Source organism: Geodermatophilus saharensis, from assembly GCF_900188205.1.
GTDB classification, from domain to species: domain Bacteria; phylum Actinomycetota; class Actinomycetes; order Mycobacteriales; family Geodermatophilaceae; genus Geodermatophilus; species Geodermatophilus saharensis.
On sequence record NZ_FZOH01000007.1, the window covers coordinates 234,441 to 253,850 of the forward strand.

A 19,410-nucleotide genomic window follows, 5' to 3' on the forward strand; every position below is an offset into this window, starting at 1 on the left:
GCCAGGCTTCATCGACCCAGGACGAGGCTCATCGCCTCGGCGCGGGTGGCGGCGTTGTCGCGGAAGATGCCGCGCACGGCGGAGGTGACCGTGGTCGAGCCGGGCTTGCGGATCCCGCGCATGCCCATGCACAGGTGCTCGGCCTCGACGACGACGATCACGCCGCGCGGCTTGAGGTGCTCGGCGAGGGCATCGGCGATCTGCCGGGTCATCCGCTCCTGCACCTGCGGCCGGCGCGCGTAGACGTCGACCAGCCGGGCCAGCTTCGACAGCCCGGTGACCCGGCCGTCCTCGCCCGGGATGTAGCCGACGTGCGCGGCGCCGTGGAAGGGCACCAGGTGGTGCTCGCAGGTCGAGTACATCGGGATGTCCTTGACCAGCACCAGCTCGTCGTGGTCCTCGTCGAAGACCGTCGCGAGGATCTCCCCCGGGTCCTGCCAGATGCCGGCGAAGGTCTCCGCGTAGGCGCGCGCCACCCGGGCGGGGGTGTCGCGCAGCCCGGGCCGGTCGGGGTCCTCCCCCACCGCGAGAAGCAGCTCGCGCACGGCCGCCTCGGCGCGCGCGGAGTCGATCCGAGCGAGGTCGGGACCGACCTCGTCCTCCGGTTCCTCGGGGAGCACGCTCATGCCGCGCCCCCCGCCGAGCTCGCGCGCCCGCTCACCGCTGGACGGGTGCGCCGACGTCCCCCACCGGGTTGGTGCCGCCCTTGACCAACCCGGTGCCGTTGCCGTTGGCCCCGACCGCGGTGGCCCCGTGGCCGGCACCGTGGCCGTTGGCCGCGGCGGCCTCGGCGGGGGTGAGCACCGGCGGCTGGTCCGACGGCGTGCGCTTGCCGAACCCGTTGTAGGGCGCCAGCGAGGGCCGCTTGGTGACCGGCGCGCAGATGCGGGCCATGTCCTCCTTGGAGAGGGTCTCCTTCTCGATCAGCTCGAGCACGAGCTGGTCGAGGACGGCCCGGTACTCCACCAGGATCTCCCACGCCTCGTCGTGCGCGGCCTCGATGAGCGCGCGGATCTCGCCGTCGATGTCGGCGGCGACGGCCTCGGAGTAGTCCGGCCGCGAGCCCATGTCCCGGCCGAGGAACGGCTCGGAGTCGGTGCTGCCGTACTTGACCGCGCCGAGCTTGGCGCTCATGCCGTACTGGGTGACCATCGCGCGGGCCATGGAGGTGGCCTTCTCGATGTCGTTGCCCGCGCCGGTGGTCGGCTCGTGGAAGACCAGCTCCTCGGCCGCGCGCCCGCCGAGGGCGTAGGCGAGGGTGTCGATCATCTCCGAGCGGGTCTGGGTGTACTTGTCCTCGGTGGGCAGCACGAGGGTGTGCCCGAGGGAGCGGCCGCGCGGCAGGATGGTCACCTTGTGCACCGGGTCCAGGTTGGGCAGTGCGTGCGCCACCAGGGCGTGCCCGCCCTCGTGGTAGGCGGTGACCTTCTTCTCCTTCTCGCTCATCGCCCGCGTCTTGCGCTCGGGGCCGGCGATGACGCGGTCGATCGCCTCCTCGAGGACGGCGTCGGTGATGACGGTGCCGTTGCCGCGGGCGGTGAGCAGCGCGCCCTCGTTGAGCACGTTGGCGAGGTCGGCACCGGTGAAGCCGGGGGTGCGGCGGGCGACGGTCTCGAGGTCGACGTCGGGCGCGAGCGGCTTGCCCTTGGCGTGCACCTCGAGGATCCGCTTGCGGCCCTCCAGGTCGGGCCGGTCGACGGCGATCTGCCGGTCGAAGCGCCCCGGGCGCAGCAGCGCCGGGTCGAGGATGTCGGGCCGGTTGGTGGCGGCGATCATGATGACGCCGCCCTTGACGTCGAAGCCGTCCATCTCGACGAGCATCTGGTTGAGCGTCTGCTCGCGCTCGTCGTGCCCGCCGCCCATCCCGGCGCCGCGGTGCCGGCCGACGGCGTCGATCTCGTCGACGAAGATGATCGCCGGCGCGTTGGTCTTCGCCTGCTCGAACAGGTCGCGGACCCGGCTCGCGCCGACACCGACGAACATCTCGACGAAGTCCGACCCGGAGATCGAGAAGAACGGCACGCCGGCCTCACCGGCCACCGCGCGCGCCAGCAGGGTCTTGCCGGTGCCGGGCGGGCCGAACAGCAGCACGCCCTTGGGGATCTTCGCGCCGACCGCCTGGAACTTCACCGGGTTGGCCAGGAAGTCCTTGATCTCCTGGAGCTCCTCGATGGCCTCGTCGGCCCCGGCGACGTCGGCGAACGTCGTCTTCGGGGTGTCCTTGCTGACCACCTTGGCCTTGGACTTGCCGAAGGCCATGACGCCGCGGCCGCCGCCCTGCATGGAGTTGAACAGCCAGAACAGCAGCAGCAGCAGGATGAGGAACGGAAGGAAGCTGATCAGCACGCTGACGAGGACGCTGTCCTGCGTCACGTTCGTCGTGAAGTCGACGCCGTCACCGGCGGGCTGGCCGTCCGGGCCGAGCCCGGAGACCAGGGCGAAGACGTCGTCGGAGGCGCCGATCGGGTACGAGGCACTGATCTGGGAGTTGCCGTCGACCGGGTCCCGCAGGTCGAGGTCGAGCGTCTGCTCCTTGTCGTTGATCGTGACGGACTCGACGTTGCCGTCCTCGATCTGCTGGAGCGCGACGGAGGTCTGGACCGGCTCGTAGGCCGAGCCGCCGCTGAACAGGGCGGACAGGCCGAGGGCCACCAGGACGACGAGCACGACCCAGAACCACACGGAGCGGAAGATCTTCTTGCGTTCCATACACCGATGCCGGGCGGCCGGGGCGCCGGCCTGGCCCGTCGACCCTCCTGATCGTCCGGGTGACGCTCCGCGCGACCCGGGCGGGCACCCTGGCGCTCGGTCAGGCGTCGTAGGCCTCGACGGTACACCGGGACGGCTGTGCGTCCCCTGTGTGCGAGCTGCACGGACGCCGCCCGGTCACCCCTCGGGAGGAGCGGGCGCGGGGCGTCAGTGCGTGTAGACCTCGGGCTTCAGGGTGCCGATGTAGGGCAGGTCGCGGTAGCGCTCGGCGTAGTCCAGCCCGTAGCCGACGACGAACTCGTTGGGGATGTCGAAGCCCACGTAGCGCACCGGCACCTCGACCTTGATCGCGTCGGGCTTGCGCAGCAGCGTGCAGACCTCCAGGGACGCCGGCCGGCGGCTGCCCAGGTTCTTCAGCAGCCACGACAGGGTCAGCCCGCTGTCGATGATGTCCTCGAGGACCAGCACGTGCCGGTCGCTGATGTCGCGGTCGAGGTCCTTGAGGATGCGCACCACGCCCGAGGAGCTGGTGGCGCTGCCGTAGGAGGAGACGGCCATGAACTCCATCTGCGTGGGCAGCCGCAGCGCCCGGGCGAAGTCGCTCATGAACAGCACCGCGCCCTTGAGGACGCCGACCAGCAGGACCTCGCGGCCGGCGTAGTCGCGCGCGACCTGGTCGGCGAGCTCACCGATCTTGGCCTGGATCTGCTCCTCGGAGAGCAGCACGTGGTCGATGTCGGGGCCGTAGCCGTGGTCGGGCCCCAGCAGCGCAGAGGCCGACGCGGTCTCGCTCATGTGCGTTGCTCCTCCGGATCGGGTGCCGAACCGGCCCTCCCGCCCGGGGAGCCGGCGGGCCGCAGCACCAGCCTGCCAGACGCCCGGAGCGCCTCCGCACCGCCGGGGAGGGTCACCGGTCCCTGGCCGCGCCAGGCCGCCACGAGCGCGTCGACGGCGGTCAGGTGCACCGCCTGCAGGTCCGGGACCCCGCCGTCGCGCAGCCAGCCGCGCAGCACCCGCCGGCGCAGCGCGGCCGGCAGCGCGGCGAGGCCGGCCGCGGGCAGGCCCGCGGGGTCGGCCAGGCGGGCGAGGTGCCCGGCGGCCAGCGCGTCGAGGGCGTCGAGGTCCTCCCGCAGCAGGTCCGCGGTCCGGGCGAGGGCGGGGGCGACGCCGCCGCCGAGAACGTCCTCGAGCAGCGGCAGCACCTCGGCGCGCAGCCGGGCGCGCCGCAGGGCCGGGTCGGTGTTCCACGGGTCGTCCCAGACCGGCAGGCCGAGCGCCGTGCACGCCGCTCGGGTGGTGGCGCGGCGGACCCCCAGCAGCGGCCGCCACCACGGCGGGCGGTCGGCGACCATGCCGGCGACCGAGCGCGGGCCCGAGCCGCGGCCCAGGCCGAGCAGCACCGTCTCGGCCTGGTCGTCGAGGGTGTGGCCGAGCGCGACGCGGGCGCCGTGCGCGGCGGCCTCGGCCGACAGCGCGGCGTGGCGGGCGGTGCGGGCCGCGGCCTCCGGTCCCCCGCCGGTGCCGACGTCGACGGCGACCACCCGCACCGGGTCCAGGCCCAGGCCGCGCAGCAGCTCCGCCGTCGACGCGGCGCGCTCCGCCGAGCCGGGCTGCAGGCCGTGGTCGACGGTGACCGCCCCGGCCGGCACCCCGGCGCGCGGTGCCTCGAACGCCACCGCGGCGGCCAGCGCGAGGGAGTCCGCTCCCCCGCTCACGGCGACCAGCACCGGCCGGGCGGAGGAGCGCAGCCCGGGCCGGACGGCGCTGCGCACGTGCGCGACCGCCGGGTGCGGGCCGCCCACCCCGGGACGGCTCAGACGGTCACGGCGGGGCGGCCGTGCACCCGCTCGACCCACCGGGCGGGGTCGGTGAGCTCCTCGACCAGCGGCAGGGTCTCCGGGCCGGTCCACACCCGGTTGAAACCGTCCATGCCCACCAGGTCGACGACGCCGCCGACGAAGTGCCGCCCGTCGGCGTACTGCTTCATCTTCTGCTCCAGCCCGAGCAGCCGGCGCAGCGCGCGGTCCAGCGGCCCGCGGCCCTTGCGGCGCTGGGCGAAGCGCTTGCGCAGCGTGCGCACCGACGGGACGACGTCGGGGCCGACCCCGTCCATGACGTACTCGGCGTGGCCCTCGACCAGGCTCATCACCGCGGTCACCCGGTCGAGCACGGCGCGCTGCGCGGGATCGCGCACCAGCGCCATGAGGCCCTGCCCGCCGCCGTCGTCGTCCCCGCCGCGGACGGCGTCGGTGAGCCCGTGCAGCAGGTCGGTGAGCCGGTCGCGCAGCGCGTCGGGGCTGAGGTCGGTGGCGTCGACGAACTCGGCGATCTGCCCCTCGAGGTGGGTGGTCAGCCACGGGAAGGCGGTGAACTGCAGCTGGTGGGTGACCTCGTGCAGGCAGACCCACAGGCGGAAGTCCGCGGGGTCGACGCCGAGCTTGCGCTCGGCGTCGACGATGTTGGGCGCGACGAGCAGCAGCCGGCCACCGGTGCCGAAGACCTCGTACTGGCCGAGCACCCGCGAGGAGAGGAAGGCCAGCAGGGCGCCGGCCTGCACGCCGGTGGCGCGGGAGCCGATGGCGGTGGCCAGCGGCCCGGGGCGGCTCTCCTGCCGCTCGGCGAGCGCGGTCACCAGCGGGTCCATGAGCGCGGCCATGCCGCTGGTGTTGGCGTCGATCCAGCCGGGCCGGTCGACGACGGCCACCTCCGGCACCGGGCCGCCCTCGACGGGGTGCAGCCCGGTCAGCCCCTCCACGTGCGCGACGGCGGCCGCGGCGGCCTGGTGCAGCTCCCGGACGACGGCGGTGGCCTCCTCGCGGGTGGTCTCCGGACCCTGCCCCGACAGCCGGCGGGCGGTGCGCCCGGCGAGCTCCCAGTCGACCAGTGAGCTGCTCGTCATCGCCTCACCGTACTTGAAGGACCCTCCTGCCCCCCGTCCCTCGCAGGCTCGGGACGGGCCCCTGCAGGAGGGCCGTTCCAGCCCGTCACCACGCGGGGGTCAGCGGCAGCCGCAGGCGGCGAGCGCGGCGGCCACGTCGTCGAGCGCGGCCTCCTCGGGCAGGCCGCCGCCGACGGTGCCGTTGGCCACCAGCGCGTAGGCCAGCAGCCGGCCGTCGGCGGTGACCACGGTGCCGGCCAGGCCGTGGACACCGAGCAGCGTGCCGGTCTTGCCGCGGACCGCGCCCGGCGCGGTGGCGGGGTCGTCGTCGCCGCGGTCGGCCAGGGTGCCGTCGTAGCCGGCCACCGCCAGGCCCGAGACCACCGCCGAGGCGCCCTGGATCGACCCGTCGGCGGCTCCGGCGACCAGGTCGGTGAGGACGGCCAGGGGCAGCCGGTCCAGCCGGGACAGGCCGCTGCCGTCGTGCATCTCCACGCCGGAGACGTCGACACCGGCGTCGCCCAGGGCCGCGGTGACCCCCTGCGCCGCGCCGTCGAAGGTCGCCGGCAGGTCGCGGGCGAGGGCCACGTGGCGGGCCAGCGACTCGGCCAGCAGGTTGTCCGACTGCGACAGCGCCTGCTCGACCAGGCGGGCGACCGGCGCGGACGAGACGGTGGCCAGCGTCCGCGCGTCCTCCGGGGCCGTGCCGAGTTCGACCACCGCCCCGGGCGCGCCGAGCGCGGTGGCCAGGGCGCGGCCGGCGTCGGTGCCGGGGGCGCCGCTGCGGGGGTCCTCGCCCGGCACGACGCGGGCGCCGTCGACGGCGGTGGCGGTGACCGGCGAGGCGTAGGTCGACGGCGCGTCCTCGGGGCCCCAGCCCTCGGCGGTCAGCGGGCCCTCGAACAGCGAGTTGTCGACGACGACGCGGCTGACGGCGGTGCCCGGCGGGAGGGCGGCCTGCACCCCTGCTGCGAGGTCGGCCACGGTGGCCGCGCCGGGGTAGTCCACCGACGGCGCGGTGGTCGACAGGGTGGGGTCCCCGCCACCGACGAGCACCACCTCGCCGGGCGCGCTGCCGGCGACGACGGTGGTCTCGAGCGTGTCGTCGGGGTCGAGGGTGGTCAGCGCGGCGACGGCGGTCAGCAGCTTGGCCGTGGAGGCGGGCGTGACCGGCCGGTCGGCGCCGTCGTCGAGCAGGACCTCGCCAGTCGCGACGTCGACGACCTCGGCCGACAGGCCGCCGCCGAACACGGGCGCGGCCAGCAGGGGACGCAGCGTCGCGGTGAGGGCGGCGGGGTCGGGGACCGGTGCCTCCGACGACAGCGAGGCGAGCACCGGCGCGGGGTCGCCGATCTGGGGCAGCCGGGCGGAGGGGGCGGCGGGATCGGCGGTGGCCGTGCCGTCGTCCCCGCCGAGGGACAGGACCGCCCCGACGGCGGCCGCGGCCACGAGGACCAGCACCAGCAGGCCGATCAGGAGCCGTCGGCGCAGCCGCCGGTAGCTGGGCGTGACGGTCGAGGACCCACTCGGCGTGATGGTGCGCTCCCCCCGGAAGAGGCCCCCCGGACGCCCTGCGCCGGTGGACCTGGTACCGGTGCGCCACACTAGCTGGCGTGCAGTTCGACGTGACGGTAGAGATCCCCAAGGGCCAGCGGAACAAGTACGAGCTGGACCACGCCACCGGGCGCATCCGGCTCGACCGGATGCTGTTCACCTCGACCCGGTACCCGGCCGACTACGGGTACATCGAGAACACCCTCGGTCTGGACGGCGACCCCCTCGACGCCCTGGTGATCCTCGACGAGCCGACCTTCCCCGGGTGCCTGATCACCTGCCGGGCCATCGGCATGTTCCGGATGACCGACGAGGCCGGTGGCGACGACAAGGTGCTCACCGTCCCGGCGACCGACCCCCGCATGGCCCACCTCCAGGACATCACCGACGTGTCGGAGTTCGACCGCCTGGAGATCCAGCACTTCTTCGAGACCTACAAGGACCTCGAGCCGGGCAAGTCGGTGGAGGGTGCGAACTGGGTGGGCCGTGCCGATGCCGAGGCCGAGATCGAGGCCTCGATCAAGCGGGCCCTGGAGACCGGCGGCCACTGAGCCGCACCCGTCCGGCCCCGGGCCGGACGGCCGAGCACGACGGACGACGACGGCGGCGCGCCCCGGCGGGTGCGCCGCCGTCGCCGTGCCGGGGCCCGGTCCTCAGCGGCGGGTGTCGTGCAGCACGGCGGTCAGGAAACCCAGCTCGCCGCGGTAGCCCTCCAGCCACTGCCGCCGGTGCGTGCGCGCGGCCGCCAGCGCCTCCTCGCGCTCGCCGGCCGGCGCCTCGGTCAGTGCCCACTCGGTGACCGCGCCGGTCCAGCACCACTCGTACTCGTCCCACTCGGCGAGGGTGCTGACGTGGCCGTAGCCGGGCTCGAAGCCGGCCCGGGTCACCTCGGCCAGCAGGCCGGGCAGGTCGGGCAGCTCGTCGGGCTCGGCGCCGAGGCCCGCCAGCGCCGCCTCGCTCGGGCCGGCCTCCCAGAACCCGTCCCCGAACAGCACGCGCCCGCCGGGACGCAGGTGGCCGCGCACGGCCGCCAGCGCCCCGGCGGTGCCGCCGAAGGCGTGCGCGGCGCCGACGCACAGGACGACGTCGGCCGGCTCGCCCTCCCAGGTCGCGGCGTCGGCCTCGACGAACGCGACGCGGCCGACCAGGCCGGCCATCGCCGCCCCGTCGCGCGCGGCGTCCAGCGCGGGCGTGGAGGTGTCGACCCCGACGCCCACCATCGCCGGGTGTGCGGCCAGCAGCGCCAGCAGCCACGAGCCGGGCCCGCACCCGAGGTCGAGGGCGCGACCGGCGTGGCCGGGCGGGGCCAGCCGGCCGACCAGCCGGGTCAGGGCCTCGTCGGAGACGGGGGCGGCGACGGGGTGCCAGCGGTGCGCGACGGCGCTGAGTCGGGCTCGATCCACGCCGGGATCAGATCACGCCGGGATCAGATCAGGCCGCGGGAGCGCAGGTCACGCAGCTCGGCGAAGACGCGGCGCCGGATGGCGTCCTCACGCCGCTCGCCGAGGCCCACGAACCGCAGCGACAGCTCGGTGTGGTGGTCCTCGCGGGGGTGGCGGCGGATCACCTCGGCCTTGGCGGCCAGGCGGTCCCCGTCGAGGTCGACGACGACGGGGTGCACGGCGCCGACCTCGATCTCCGGCCGCTCCGCGCCGGGCTTGCCGGTCAGCAGGCAGCGCGTGCCGCCCTCGCTGAGGTCGACGGTGGTCCCGGGCAGGACCCGCTCCCCCACGGCCAGCTCGATCGGCACCGACATCGGGGCGCGGACGGCGTTGCGCCGCTGCCCGCGGGACGCCGGGCCGACGATCTTCAGCCGCCAGGTCGGCGAGTCCCCGGCGACCACCTCGACGAGCTCCGCGGGCAGGGACCGCAGCTCCTCGGGTCCGCGCCAGATGAGCTCCAGGTGCTCGCCGGTGTCCAGCCGCACGCGCCGCTTCTGCGCGTCCTCGCCCACGCTGACCACGAGCTCGGAGCCCGACACCCGCTCCACGAAGCTGGTCAGGACGTCGGCGCGGCTGCTGGCCTTGACGTCGAGCACCGCCTTCTCCTCGGGGTGGTCCACTCCCGGCGTCGTCATGCTCGGTCCTCCGTCTCCCGGGTTCCGGTCCTCGTCCTGCGCTGCGGTCCTGGGGACAGGCATCGGCACGGAGGGGCCGGATGTGCAGCCGGGCGGCGCAGGAATCCGGTCTCAGCCGCCGACGTATGCGGCCAGGTGCTCGCCGGTGAGGGTGGAGCGGGCGGCGACGAGGTCGGCCGGGGTGCCCTCGAAGACCACCCGGCCGCCGTCGTGGCCGGCGCCCGGGCCGAGGTCGACGATCCAGTCCGCGTGCGCCATGACCGCCTGGTGGTGCTCGATGACGACGACCGACGTGCCGGAGTCGACGAGGCGGTCGAGCAGCGCGAGCAGGTTCTCCACGTCGGCCAGGTGCAGGCCGGTGGTCGGCTCGTCGAGGACGTAGACGCCGCCCTTCTCGCCCATGTGGGTGGCCAGCTTGAGCCGCTGCCGCTCCCCGCCGGACAGGGTCGTGAGCGGCTGGCCGATGGTGAGGTAGCCGAGCCCGACGTCGGCGAGGCGGGCGAGGACGGCGTGCGCGGCCGGCGTGCGGGCCTCGCCGGAGCCGAAGAACTCCTCGGCCTCGGCCACCGACATCGCCAGCACCTCGGCGATGTCCCGGCCGCCCAGCGTGTACTCCAGCACCGCCGGCTGGAACCGCCGGCCCTCGCACGCCTCGCAGGTGGACTCGACGGTGGCCATGACGCCCAGCTCGGTGTAGACGACGCCGGCGCCGTTGCAGGCCGGGCAGGCGCCCTCGGAGTTGGCGCTGAACAGCGCGGGCTTGACGCCGTTGGCCTTGGCGAAGGCCTTGCGGATCGGCTCGAGCAGGCCGGTGTAGGTGGCCGGGTTGCTGCGCCGGGAGCCGCGGATGGCGCTCTGGTCGATGGTCACCACGCCCTCCCGTCCGGCGATCGAGCCGTGGACGAGAGAGCTCTTGCCCGAGCCGGCCACCCCGGTGAGGACGACGAGCACGCCGAGCGGGATGTCGACGTCGACCCCCTGCAGGTTGTTCGTGCGGGCGCCGCGCACCTGCAGCGCCCCGGTGGGGGTGCGCACCGCCGGCTTGACCGAGGCCCGGTCGTCGAGGTGCCGCCCGGTGAGGGTGCCGCTGGCCCGCAGCTGCTCGACGGTGCCCTGGAACACGACCTGGCCGCCGCCCGCGCCGGCCCGGGGGCCGAGGTCGACGACGTGGTCGGCGATGGCGATCGCCTCGGGCTTGTGCTCGACGACCAGCACGGTGTTGCCCTTGTCCCGCAGCTGCAGCAGCAGCCGGTTCATCCGCTCGATGTCGTGCGGGTGCAGGCCGATGGTGGGCTCGTCGAAGACGTAGGTGACGTCGGTGAGCGAGGAGCCCAGGTGGCGGATCATCTTGGTGCGCTGCGCCTCGCCGCCGGAGAGGGTGCCCGCGGGCCGGTCGAGGGAGAGGTATCCCAGGCCGATGGTGGCGAAGGAGTTGAGCAGGTGCTGCAGCCCGGCCAGCAGCGGGGCGACCGAGGGCTCGTCGAGCTCCCGCACCCAGTCGGCGAGGTCGGTGATCTGCAGGGCGCAGACGTCGGCGATGCTCTTGCCCCGGATCAGCGAGGACCGCGCCTCCGCGCTCAGCCGCGTGCCGTCGCAGTCGGGGCAGGTGGTGAACGTCACCGCCCGCTCCACGAAGCGCCGGACGTGCGGCTGCATCGCCTCGACGTCCTTGGACAGCATCGACTTCTGGATCCGCGGGATCACGCCCTCGTAGGTGAGGTTGATGCCCTCGACCTTGATCTTGACCGGCTCCGCGTACAGGAGCGTGTCCATCTCCTTCTCCGTGTACTCGCGGATCGGTTTGTCCATGTCCAGGCCGGCGCCCAGGAAGAGGCGGCCGTACCAGCCGTCCATGCTGTAGCCGGGGATGGTCAGGGCGCCGTCGTTCAGCGACTTCGCGTCGTCGTAGAGGGCGGTGAGGTCGATGTCGTTGACCGAGCCCATGCCCTCGCACCGCGGGCACATGCCGCCCTGGTAGACGGCCTCGCGCACCACGTTCTTCTCGACCCGGCCGCCCTTCTCGGTGCTCATGACCCCGCTCGCCCTGCGGGTCGGCACGTTGAACGCGAACGCGGTCGGCGGGCCGATGTGCGGCTGCCCGAGGCGGCTGAAGAGGATGCGCAGCATCGCGTTGGCGTCGGTGGCCGTGCCGACGGTGGAGCGCGGGTTGGCGCCCATCCGCTCCTGGTCGACGATGATCGCCGTCGTCAGCCCCTCCAGGAGGTCGACGTCGGGCCGCGACAGCGACGGCATGAAGCCCTGCAGGAAGGCGCTGTAGGTCTCGTTGATCAGCCGCTGGGACTCCGCGGCGATCGTGCTGAACACCAGCGAGCTCTTGCCCGAGCCGGAGACGCCGGTGAAGGCCGTGAGCCGGCGCTTGGGGATGTCGACGCTGACGTCCTTGAGGTTGTTCTCGCGGGCGCCGTGCACGCGGATGAGGTCGTGCACGTCGGCCGGGTGCCCGGTGGCTCCCTGCGTGCGGGTCCCCGTGCCGTCGCTGGTGGCGGTGCTCATCGTGTCTCCGTCCGGTGGGCGCCGCCGTCGTCGGCGCCCTCGTTGTCTACCTGCCGGGGGTGACGACCGGAACGGCACGACGCCCGTCCGGCTGACGGGGGGCTCAGCCGGTCTGCTGGATGCGGACGAGGTTGCCGGCGGGGTCCCGGAAGGCGCAGTCGCGGACGCCGTAGGGCTGCTCGGTGGGCTCCTGGACGACCTCGGCGTCGCCGGCCTGCAGCCGGTCGAAGGTGCCGTCGAGGTCCTCGGTGGCCAGCAGGATCCAGCCGTAGGTGCCCTTGGCCATCATCTCGGCGATGGTGCGGCGCTCGTCGTCGGTGATGCCCGGGTCGACGGCCGGCGGGGCCAGGAGGACCGAGGTCCCCGGCCGGCCGGCGGGGCCGACGGTGATCCAGCGCATCGCACCCCGCCCGACGTCGGTGCGCACCTCGAAGCCGAGGGTGTCGCGCCAGAAGGCCAGGGAGGCCTCCGGGTCGGTGTGCGGGAGGACGGTGGTGTGGATGGTGAGGTCCATGCCGGTCACGCTAGGGACGGCGCACCGGCCCGTGCTTCTCGATTCCTGACCGGTCGGGTGACCTGCTTGGCGACGCACGCCGGCAGGCCCTCGGTGCCCTCCGCGGCGAGGCGCCGGTAGGTGCTCGGCGGCATGCCGACCAGCTCGGTGAACCGGGTGCTGAAGGTGCCCAGCGACGAGCAGCCGACCGCGAAGCAGGCGTCGGTGACGCTCACGTCGCCGCGCCGCAGCAGGGCCATGGCCCGCTCGATGCGCCGGGTCATCAGGTAGGAGTACGGGGACTCGCCGTAGGCCCGCCGGAACGCCCGGCTGAGGTACCCGGCGGAGACGTGCACGCCCCGGGCGAGCGCCTCGACGTCGAGCGGCTGGGCGTACTCGCGGTCGATCCGGTCGCGGACGCGGCGCAGCCGGGCGAGGTCGCGCAGGTGCTGGTCGCCGCTCCGGCTGGTCACGGGCGGGATCGTGCCACGGCCGGCGGGCGTCGTCCGGGGACGAGGACCCCGGGAGGAGGAGGAGAGCCGCCTGTCGGAATCGAACCGACGACCTTCTCATTACGAGTGAGATGCTCTACCGACTGAGCTAAGGCGGCGGGCGTGCGGCGTCCAGCGTACGGCACCGTCCGCCCGCACTCGCGCAGGCCCGGCGGCTACGCGGGCAGGCGCAGCGCCACGGTCAGCGCCTCGACGGCGACCTGCGGCTTGACGTTCTGCTCCAGCGCCGTCCGGCAGGCGAGCACCGCGTCGATGCGCCGCAGCGCGCCCTCCGCGCCGATGCGCCGGGCGAGCTCCTCGGCGTCGGCCCGCCGGTCGGGGTGGTCCAGCGGCAGCGACTCGCCGGGTGCGGCGGCGAGGACGAGGGCGTCGCGGTAGAGGCCGGCGAGGTCGACCAGCGCCCGGTCGAGGGAGTCGCGGCCGATGCGGGTGGCCCGGCTCTTCTGCCGCTTCTCCAGCTCCTTGAGCTGCCCGGCCCCGCGGCTGGCGGCGGCCACCCCCGGTCCCCGCGCGCCGACGCCCAGGCTGGCCTTGACCGCCTCGGTCTCGGCGCCGTCGAGGGCGGCGGTGGTCCGGTCGGACTCCTCCTTGGCCGCGCCGACGAGGTCGTCGGCGGCGGTCAAGCAGGCGGCCAGCGAGACCAGCGAGAGCGGGACGTCCAGGACGGCCTTGCGCACCAGCCGGGCGCTCTCGTCCTGGGCCAGGTGCCGCGCCCGCCCGACGTGCCCGCCGGCCGCGGCCGCGGCCCAGGCGGCCAGCGCCGGGTCGACGCCGTCGCGGCGCACCAGCACGTCGGCGACGGCGTCGGTCGGCGGCGTCCGCAGGCCCACGACGCGGCAGCGGGAGCGGATGGTGACCGGCACGTCCTCGGGGTGCAGGCTCGGCGCGCACAGCAGGAAGACCGTGCGCGGCGGCGGCTCCTCGATCATCTTGAGGACGGCGTTGGCGGCCTGCTCGGTCATGCGGTCGGCGTCCTCCACGACGACGACCTGCCAGCGTCCCTGTGACGGCGCGCGGCCGGCCACCCGCACCAGCTCGCGCGCCTCGACGACGCCGATCGACAGGCCCTCGGGGACGACGGTCTGCACGTCGGCGTGGGTGCCGGCGAGCACCGTGCGGCAGGCGTGGCAGGTGCCGTCGCCGCCGTCGGGACACTGCAGCGCCGCGGCGAAGGCGCGCGCGGCGACCGAGCGGCCCGAGCCGGGCGGGCCGGTGAACAGCCACGCGTGGGTCATGGCGGCGGGGTCGGCGACGGCGGCCTGCAGCTCGGCGACGACGGCCGGCTGGCCGACGACCTGCGCCCAGACGCCGCCCGGCGCGGCTGAGCCTCCTGGCGACCTCGCGGTCTCGGTCACGCGACCCGCCCGGGCAGCAGGGCGGCGACCCGCTCGCGCACGGCGGCGGTGAGCTCGTCGGCGGGCCGGCCGGCGTCGAGGACCAGGTAGCGGTGCGGCTCGGCGTCGGCCAGCGCGCGGAAGGTGGCGCGGACGCGCTCGTGGAAGTCGACCGACTCCGCCTCGAGCCGGTCGGCGGCGGCGCGGCCCAGGGCCCGCGCCAGGCCCGCCTCGGGCGGCAGGTCGAGCAGCACGGTGAGGTCGGGCACCAGCCCGCCGGTGGCCCACCGCGACAGCCGGCGCACCTCCTCCAGCGCCAGCGCGCGGCCGGCGCCCTGGTAGGCCAGCGAGCTGTCGACGTAGCGGTCGGTGACGACGACCTCGCCGGCCTCCAGCGCCGGGCGGACGACGGCGTGCACGTGGTGGGCGCGGTCGGCGGCGTAGAGCAGCGCCTCGGCGCGCGGCGCGAGGTCGCCGGTGGCCGGGTCGAGCAGCAGCGCGCGGATCCGCGCGCCGGGTGGGGTCCCGCCGGGCTCGGAGGTCAGCCGCGCCGGGATCTCGTGCCGTCCCAACCAGTCGAACAGCAGGCCGGCCTGGGTGGACTTGCCGGTGCCCTCCCCGCCCTCGAAGGCGACGAACAACCCGCGGCCGGGCAGGCGCGGATGGGCGGCGATCGGGTGCTCCCGGGGTGGCTGGCGGGGTGGGTGTCGGCCGGTCCACGGTACCGGCCGGGTCCGACGCCGCCGCGTTCCCACGGGCCCTAGCGTCGCCGGCGTGGACGCCGCCTGGGACCCCGCGACGTACCTGCGCTTCGCCGGCGAGCGGGCGCGCCCGTTCGCCGACCTGCTGGCCCGCGTGGACACGGCCGACCCGCGGGTCGTCGTCGACCTCGGCTGCGGCGAGGGTGCGCTGACCGCCTCGCTCGCGGCGCGCTGGCCCGGTGCGCGGGTGACCGGCGTCGACTCCTCCCCGGAGATGCTGGCCGCCGCGGCGGCGCACGCGGTCGACGGGCGGGTCGGCTTCGCCCTCGGCGACGTCCGCGAGTGGCGGCCCGGGGAGCCGGTCGACGTCGTCGTCTGCAATGCCGTCCTGCACTGGGTGCCCGGTCACGCCGGCCTGCTGGTGCGCTGGGCCGGGTACCTGGCGCCGGGCGGCCGGCTGGCGGTGCAGGTGCCCGGCAACCACCGGGCGCCGACGCACCGGCTGCTGGCCGACCTGTGCACCTCGCCGCGGTGGTCGGCGCGGCTGGCGGCCGCCGCTCCCCCGCCGGACCCGGTGCTCGACCCGGCCGGATACCTCGACGTGCTGGTGGGTGCCGGCCTGGCCGCCGACGTCTGGGAGACCACCTACCTGCACGTGCTGCGCGGGACGGACCCGGTGCTGGGCTGGGTGCGCAGCACCGTGCTGCGGCCGGTGCTGGCCCTGCTCGACGACGACGCCGCCGCCGAGCTGACCGCCGACTACGCGGCGGCCCTGCGCGAGGCCTACCCGGCGCGGCCCGACGGCACCACCGTGCTGCCGTTCCGGCGGGTGTTCGCGGTGGGCTCCCGGCCGCTCAGCGCGGGGTGAGCCGGTAGGCGTTGGTCCGGTACGGCAGCTCCAGGAGGTCGCGCGCGGCGGTGTCGGGGTGGCCGGCGAGCAGGTCGCGCAGGCCGCCGAGGAACGCCGCCCGGGCCCGCGGGGTCATGGTGGCCACGTAGCTGCGGGTGCCGATGCCGCCGACGACCTGCTCGGGGGGAACCCGCTGGACGACGCGGAACTCCGCGTCGGCGACGTCGGCCGGCAGCGCCCGCGCGAACCGCGCGACGACGCCCTGGTCGGCCTCGTGGCCGCGGGCCTCGGCGGCCAGCGCGGCGCCGAGCGCGGCGACCCACGGCACCCGCTCGTCGCGGACGTTCCAGACGAACCCGACCACGCTCCCGGGCCGCAGCACGCGACGCAGTTCGGCGGCCGCCGGCTCCGGGTCGAACCAGTGCGCGGCCTGGCCGGCGACCACGGCGTCGACACTGCGGTCGGGCAGCGGGACCGCCTCCGCGCCGCCGACGTGCACCGGCACGCCGGGGTGGCGGGCGTGCAGCTGGTCGAGCATCTGCGGCGAGGGGTCGACCGCGACCACCTCGTGCCCGGCGGCGAGCAGGACGCCGGTGAGCAGGCCGGTGCCGGCGCCCAGGTCGAGCACCCGCCGCGGCCACCCCCCGAGGAGGAAGGCCACGGCGCCGGGCGGGTAGCCCGGTCGCAGGGCGGCGTAGTCGGCCGCGACCGCCCCGAACGACGTCCGCCGCTGCTGCCAGTCGGCGGGGTCGAGCGGGTCGGTCACGGCCGCGGTCAGCTCGCGGGGACGGCGTCGGTCGCCTTCGCCGCGGAGGTCCTCCTCGCCGTCGTCTTCTTGGCCGTCGTCTTCTTGGCCGTCGTCTTCTCGGCCGTCGTCTTCTCGGCCGTCGTCTTCTTCGCGGCGGCGGTCTTCTGGGCCGCTGTCGTCTTGGTCGCCTTCTTGGCGGCCTTCTTCTTCGTGGCGGCCGGCCGGCTACGGCGGTCGGCGAGCAGCTCGGCGGCGCGGTCGAGGGAGATGGTCTCGACGTCGTCGCCCTTGCGCAGGCTGGCGTTGGTCTCGCCGTCGGTCACGTAGGGGCCGAAGCGCCCCTCGCGGACGGTGATCTGGCCCTGCGTCACCGGGTCGGCGCCGAGCTCCTTGAGCGGCGCGGCCGCGGCCCGCCGTCCCCGCTGCTTGGGCTGGGCGAACACCGCCAGCGCCTCGTCGAGGGTGACGGTGAACAACCGCTGCTCGTTCTCCAGCGAGCGGGAGTCGCTGCCCTTCTTCAGGTAGGGCCCGTAGCGGCCGTTGAGGGCCTGGATCTCCTCGCCGTCGGGCGCGGTGCCCACGGTGCGCGGCAGCGTGAGCAGCTGCAGCGCGTCCTCGAGGGTCACCGTCTCCGGGGCCATCGACGAGAACAGGCTCGCCGTCCGGGGGCTGTCCTTGCTGCCCTCGGGGACCACGGTCGTGACGTAGGGGCCGTAGCGGCCGGCCTTGACCACCACCGGGTGACCGGTCGCGGGGTCGGTGCCCAGCTGCCGGTCACCGGAGGGGGCGGCGAGCAGCTCGGCGACCTTGTCGCCGGTCAGCTCGTCGGGCGCGAGGTCCTCGGGGAGGCTGACCCGCGGCCCGTCCTCGCCGCCGGCCTGCAGGTAGGGGCCGTAGCGGCCCACGCGGACGACGACCGGCTCGCCGTCCGGGCCGGTCGCCCGCAGCGGGATGGAGTTGACGCCGCGGGCGTCGATCTCCTCCAGCTGCTGGCCGATGACCTGCTTGAGGCCACCGGAGGCGGCGATCCCGCCGGCGTGCCGGCCCTCGCCGCCGAAGTAGAACTCGGTCAGCCAGTCGACCCGGCCCAGCTCCCCCGCGGCGATCTCGTCGAGCTCGTTCTCCAGCGACGCGGTGAAGTCGTAGTCGACCAGCTGCCCGAAGTGCTGCTCGAGCAGGTTGACCACCGCGAAGGCGGTGAAGGTGGGCACCAGTGCGGCGCCCTTCTTCCACACGTACCCGCGGTCCTGGATGGTCTGCATGATCGACGCGTAGGTCGAGGGCCGGCCGATGCCGAGCTCCTCGAGCCGGGCGACCAGGCTCGGCTCGGTGTAGCGCGACGGCGGCGTCGTGGTGTGGCCCTTGGGCTCCAGCGACCGGGTGTCGAGCTGCTGGCCGCGCTCGACGCGGGGCAGGCGCCGCTCGGCGTCGTCGCTGCCCGGCTCGTCGTCGCCGGCGCCGGCGCCCTCGTCGCGGGACTCCACGTAGGCGCGCAGGAAGCCGGGGAAGGTGATCGTGCGCCCCGACGCGGTGAACTCGACCCGCTCGTCGGTGGTGCTGCGCCCGGCCAGCCGGATGCTGACCGTCTGGCCGACCGCGTCGGCCATCTGCGAGGCGACCGTGCGCTGCCAGATCAGCTCGTAGAGGCGGAACTCGTCGCGGGCGAGCTGCCCGGCGAGCTGGCCGGGGGTGCGGAAGGAGTCACCGGCGGGCCGGATCGCCTCGTGCGCCTCCTGCGCGCCCTTCGCCTTCTTGCTGTAGCGGCGGGCCTCGGCGGGGACGTAGGCGTCGCCGTAGAGCTCGCGGGCCTGGGTGCGGGCGGCGTTGATCGCCTCGGTGGAGAGGTTGGTCGAGTCGGTCCGCATGTAGGTGATGTGGCCGTTCTCGTACAACCGCTGGGCCACCCGCATGACCTGCGCGGAGGACCAGCCGAGCTTGCGGCCGGCCTCCATCTGCAGCGTGGAGGTGGTGAACGGCGCGTAGGGACGGCGCCGGTAGGGCTTCTCGTCGACCCGGCTGACGCTGACCTGCCGGCCCTCGAGGCGGGCGGCCAGCCCCCGGGCGCCGGCCTCGTCGAGGTGGACGACGTCGCCGGTGACCCGGCCCGTGGCGGGGTCGAAGTCGCGTCCGGTGGCCACGCGGCTGTCGTCGACGCTGACCAGCCGGGCGCGCAGCGTCGTCGGCTCGCCGGCGTCGGCGCCGGCCTGCCCGGGGACGGCGAAGACGCCGTCGAGGGACCAGTAGTCGGCGGCGGTGAACGCCATCCGCTCCCGCTCCCGCTCGACGACGATGCGGGTGGCCACCGACTGCACCCGGCCGGCCGAGAGCCGCGGCAGGACCTTCTTCCACAGCACCGGGCTGACCTCGTAGCCGTAGAGGCGGTCGAGGATGCGGCGGGTCTCCTGCGCGTCGACCAGGGCGGTGTCGAGCTCGCGGGGGTTGGCCACGGCGCGGGCGATGGCCTCCGGGGTGATCTCGTGGAAGACCATCCGGCGGACCGGGACCCGCGGCTTGAGGGTGTCGACCAGGTGCCAGGCGATGGCCTCGCCCTCGCGGTCCTCGTCGGTGGCGAGGTAGACCTCGCTGGCGTCCTTGACCAGCTGCTTGAGCCGGCTGACCTGCTGCTTGCGGTCGGGGCTGATGACGTAGAGCGGCTCGAAGGAGTTGTCGACGTCGACGCCGAGGCGCGCCCAGGGAGCGCCCTTGTGCTCGGCCGGGACGTCGGCGGCGTTGCGCGGCAGGTCGCGGATGTGCCCGACGCTGGCCTCGACGACGTAGCCGCTGCCGAGGTAGCCGGCGATCTTCCCGGCCTTGGTCGGCGACTCCACGATGACCAGCGGACGGCCGCCTCCGGTGGCAGCGCTCCGGCGGCGGGCGGGCGTGCTGGTGCCGCCGGCCGTGCGGCCGGCGCTCTCGCCGTTCTTCGCGGTCTTCGTGGGCACGGTGCTCCTGTCGGTGGTGCTCGCTGGGCGGCGGTGCGGGTGCGGTGTCGGCTACCCGGCGCGCCCCTCGGCGGGCCACGGTAGGCCACGACCGCGGA

17 protein-coding genes and 1 tRNA gene are annotated in these 19,410 nt (G+C 75.1%); 2 read left to right on the forward strand and 16 right to left on the reverse strand.

The features are described from left to right. Nucleotides 1-8: 8 nt before the first annotated feature. The 6 genes from folE to dacB all read right to left on the reverse strand — a co-directional run bounded on the left by folE (nt 9) and on the right by dacB (nt 7,048). The gene (gene folE / locus CHC04_RS17610; protein WP_089405224.1) at nt 9-626 is read right to left on the reverse strand and encodes a GTP cyclohydrolase I FolE; all 618 of its coding nucleotides are present in this window, start codon (nt 624-626) and stop codon (nt 9-11) included. A 31-nt stretch (nt 627-657) separates the two neighbouring features. After that, nucleotides 658-2,709 (reverse strand): ATP-dependent zinc metalloprotease FtsH, encoded by a 2,052-nt coding sequence (gene ftsH / locus CHC04_RS17615; RefSeq protein WP_245817384.1) that lies wholly within the window; start codon nt 2,707-2,709, stop codon nt 658-660. Nucleotides 2,710-2,916: 207 nt separating this feature from the next. Next, on the reverse strand, nt 2,917-3,504 hold the full coding sequence (gene hpt / locus CHC04_RS17620) for a hypoxanthine phosphoribosyltransferase (protein ID WP_089405225.1): 588 nt from the start codon (nt 3,502-3,504) through the stop codon (nt 2,917-2,919). After that, nucleotides 3,501-4,511: a tRNA lysidine(34) synthetase TilS gene (tilS, locus tag CHC04_RS17625; RefSeq protein WP_089405226.1), complete on the reverse strand. Its 1,011-nt coding sequence runs from the start codon at nt 4,509-4,511 to the stop codon at nt 3,501-3,503. The genes hpt and tilS overlap by 4 nt, the downstream gene beginning before the upstream one ends. Nucleotides 4,512-4,522: 11 nt before the next feature. Beyond that, the gene (locus CHC04_RS17630) at nt 4,523-5,608 is read right to left on the reverse strand and encodes a zinc-dependent metalloprotease (protein WP_217897429.1); all 1,086 of its coding nucleotides are present in this window, start codon (nt 5,606-5,608) and stop codon (nt 4,523-4,525) included. A gap of 99 nt (nt 5,609-5,707) precedes the next feature. Continuing rightward, entirely contained in the window at nt 5,708-7,048 is a 1,341-nt protein-coding gene (gene dacB, locus CHC04_RS17635; protein ID WP_245817385.1) for a D-alanyl-D-alanine carboxypeptidase/D-alanyl-D-alanine endopeptidase, read from the reverse strand. 152 nt (nt 7,049-7,200) lie between these two features. On the opposite strand from dacB, the gene CHC04_RS17640 reads away from it, so the two are divergent. Further along, entirely contained in the window at nt 7,201-7,692 is a 492-nt protein-coding gene (locus CHC04_RS17640; RefSeq protein WP_089405228.1) for an inorganic diphosphatase, read from the forward strand. A gap of 102 nt (nt 7,693-7,794) precedes the next feature. Here the strand turns inward: CHC04_RS17640 and CHC04_RS17645 are convergent, their stop codons facing one another. From CHC04_RS17645 to tmk, 8 genes are all read right to left on the reverse strand, one after another. Further along, nucleotides 7,795-8,544 (reverse strand): SAM-dependent methyltransferase, encoded by a 750-nt coding sequence (locus CHC04_RS17645; protein WP_089405229.1) that lies wholly within the window; start codon nt 8,542-8,544, stop codon nt 7,795-7,797. A gap of 23 nt (nt 8,545-8,567) precedes the next feature. Next, nucleotides 8,568-9,218, reverse strand: a complete 651-nt coding sequence (locus CHC04_RS17650) for a PilZ domain-containing protein (RefSeq protein ID WP_176450068.1) — start codon at nt 9,216-9,218, stop codon at nt 8,568-8,570. Between the two features lie 111 nt (nt 9,219-9,329). Continuing rightward, nucleotides 9,330-11,732: an ATP-binding cassette domain-containing protein gene (locus tag CHC04_RS17655; RefSeq protein ID WP_089405231.1), complete on the reverse strand. Its 2,403-nt coding sequence runs from the start codon at nt 11,730-11,732 to the stop codon at nt 9,330-9,332. 103 nt (nt 11,733-11,835) lie between these two features. After that, nucleotides 11,836-12,246 (reverse strand): VOC family protein, encoded by a 411-nt coding sequence (locus CHC04_RS17660; protein WP_089405303.1) that lies wholly within the window; start codon nt 12,244-12,246, stop codon nt 11,836-11,838. A 5-nt stretch (nt 12,247-12,251) separates the two neighbouring features. Next, nucleotides 12,252-12,698, reverse strand: a complete 447-nt coding sequence (locus CHC04_RS17665; RefSeq protein ID WP_089405232.1) for a helix-turn-helix transcriptional regulator — start codon at nt 12,696-12,698, stop codon at nt 12,252-12,254. A gap of 64 nt (nt 12,699-12,762) precedes the next feature. Continuing rightward, nucleotides 12,763-12,835 (reverse strand) — tRNA-Thr (locus tag CHC04_RS17670). 57 nt (nt 12,836-12,892) lie between these two features. Continuing rightward, nucleotides 12,893-14,092: a DNA polymerase III subunit delta' gene (locus CHC04_RS17675; RefSeq protein WP_089405233.1), complete on the reverse strand. Its 1,200-nt coding sequence runs from the start codon at nt 14,090-14,092 to the stop codon at nt 12,893-12,895. Beyond that, nucleotides 14,089-14,712, reverse strand: coding sequence for a dTMP kinase (gene tmk / locus CHC04_RS17680; protein ID WP_245817388.1), 624 nt, complete (start codon nt 14,710-14,712; stop codon nt 14,089-14,091). The genes CHC04_RS17675 and tmk overlap by 4 nt, the downstream gene beginning before the upstream one ends. A 133-nt stretch (nt 14,713-14,845) precedes the next feature. On the opposite strand from tmk, the gene CHC04_RS17685 reads away from it, so the two are divergent. Further along, on the forward strand, nt 14,846-15,640 hold the full coding sequence (locus CHC04_RS17685) for a trans-aconitate 2-methyltransferase (protein WP_089405234.1): 795 nt from the start codon (nt 14,846-14,848) through the stop codon (nt 15,638-15,640). Here CHC04_RS17685 and CHC04_RS17690 read toward each other — a convergent pair. After that, on the reverse strand, nt 15,627-16,388 hold the full coding sequence (locus CHC04_RS17690; RefSeq protein WP_089405235.1) for a class I SAM-dependent methyltransferase: 762 nt from the start codon (nt 16,386-16,388) through the stop codon (nt 15,627-15,629). The two genes, CHC04_RS17685 and CHC04_RS17690, sit on opposite strands and share 14 nt — an antisense overlap. 8 nt (nt 16,389-16,396) lie before the next feature. Then, entirely contained in the window at nt 16,397-19,312 is a 2,916-nt protein-coding gene (topA, locus tag CHC04_RS17695) for a type I DNA topoisomerase (protein ID WP_089405236.1), read from the reverse strand. Between the last annotated feature and the right edge of the window lie 98 nt (nt 19,313-19,410).

Excerpts from the sequence above, each read along its gene's own strand:
- folE (WP_089405224.1), bottom strand. The coding sequence starts at position 626 with ATGAGCGTGCTCCCCGAGGAACCGGAGGACGAGGTCGGTCCCGACCTC.
- ftsH (WP_245817384.1), bottom strand. The coding sequence starts at position 2,709 with ATGGAACGCAAGAAGATCTTCCGCTCCGTGTGGTTCTGGGTCGTGCTC.
- hpt (WP_089405225.1), bottom strand. The coding sequence starts at position 3,504 with ATGAGCGAGACCGCGTCGGCCTCTGCGCTGCTGGGGCCCGACCACGGC.
- CHC04_RS17630 (WP_217897429.1), bottom strand. The coding sequence starts at position 5,608 with ATGACGAGCAGCTCACTGGTCGACTGGGAGCTCGCCGGGCGCACCGCC.
- CHC04_RS17650 (WP_176450068.1), bottom strand. The coding sequence starts at position 9,218 with ATGACGACGCCGGGAGTGGACCACCCCGAGGAGAAGGCGGTGCTCGAC.
- CHC04_RS17655 (WP_089405231.1), bottom strand. The coding sequence starts at position 11,732 with ATGAGCACCGCCACCAGCGACGGCACGGGGACCCGCACGCAGGGAGCC.
- CHC04_RS17660 (WP_089405303.1), bottom strand. The coding sequence starts at position 12,246 with ATGGACCTCACCATCCACACCACCGTCCTCCCGCACACCGACCCGGAG.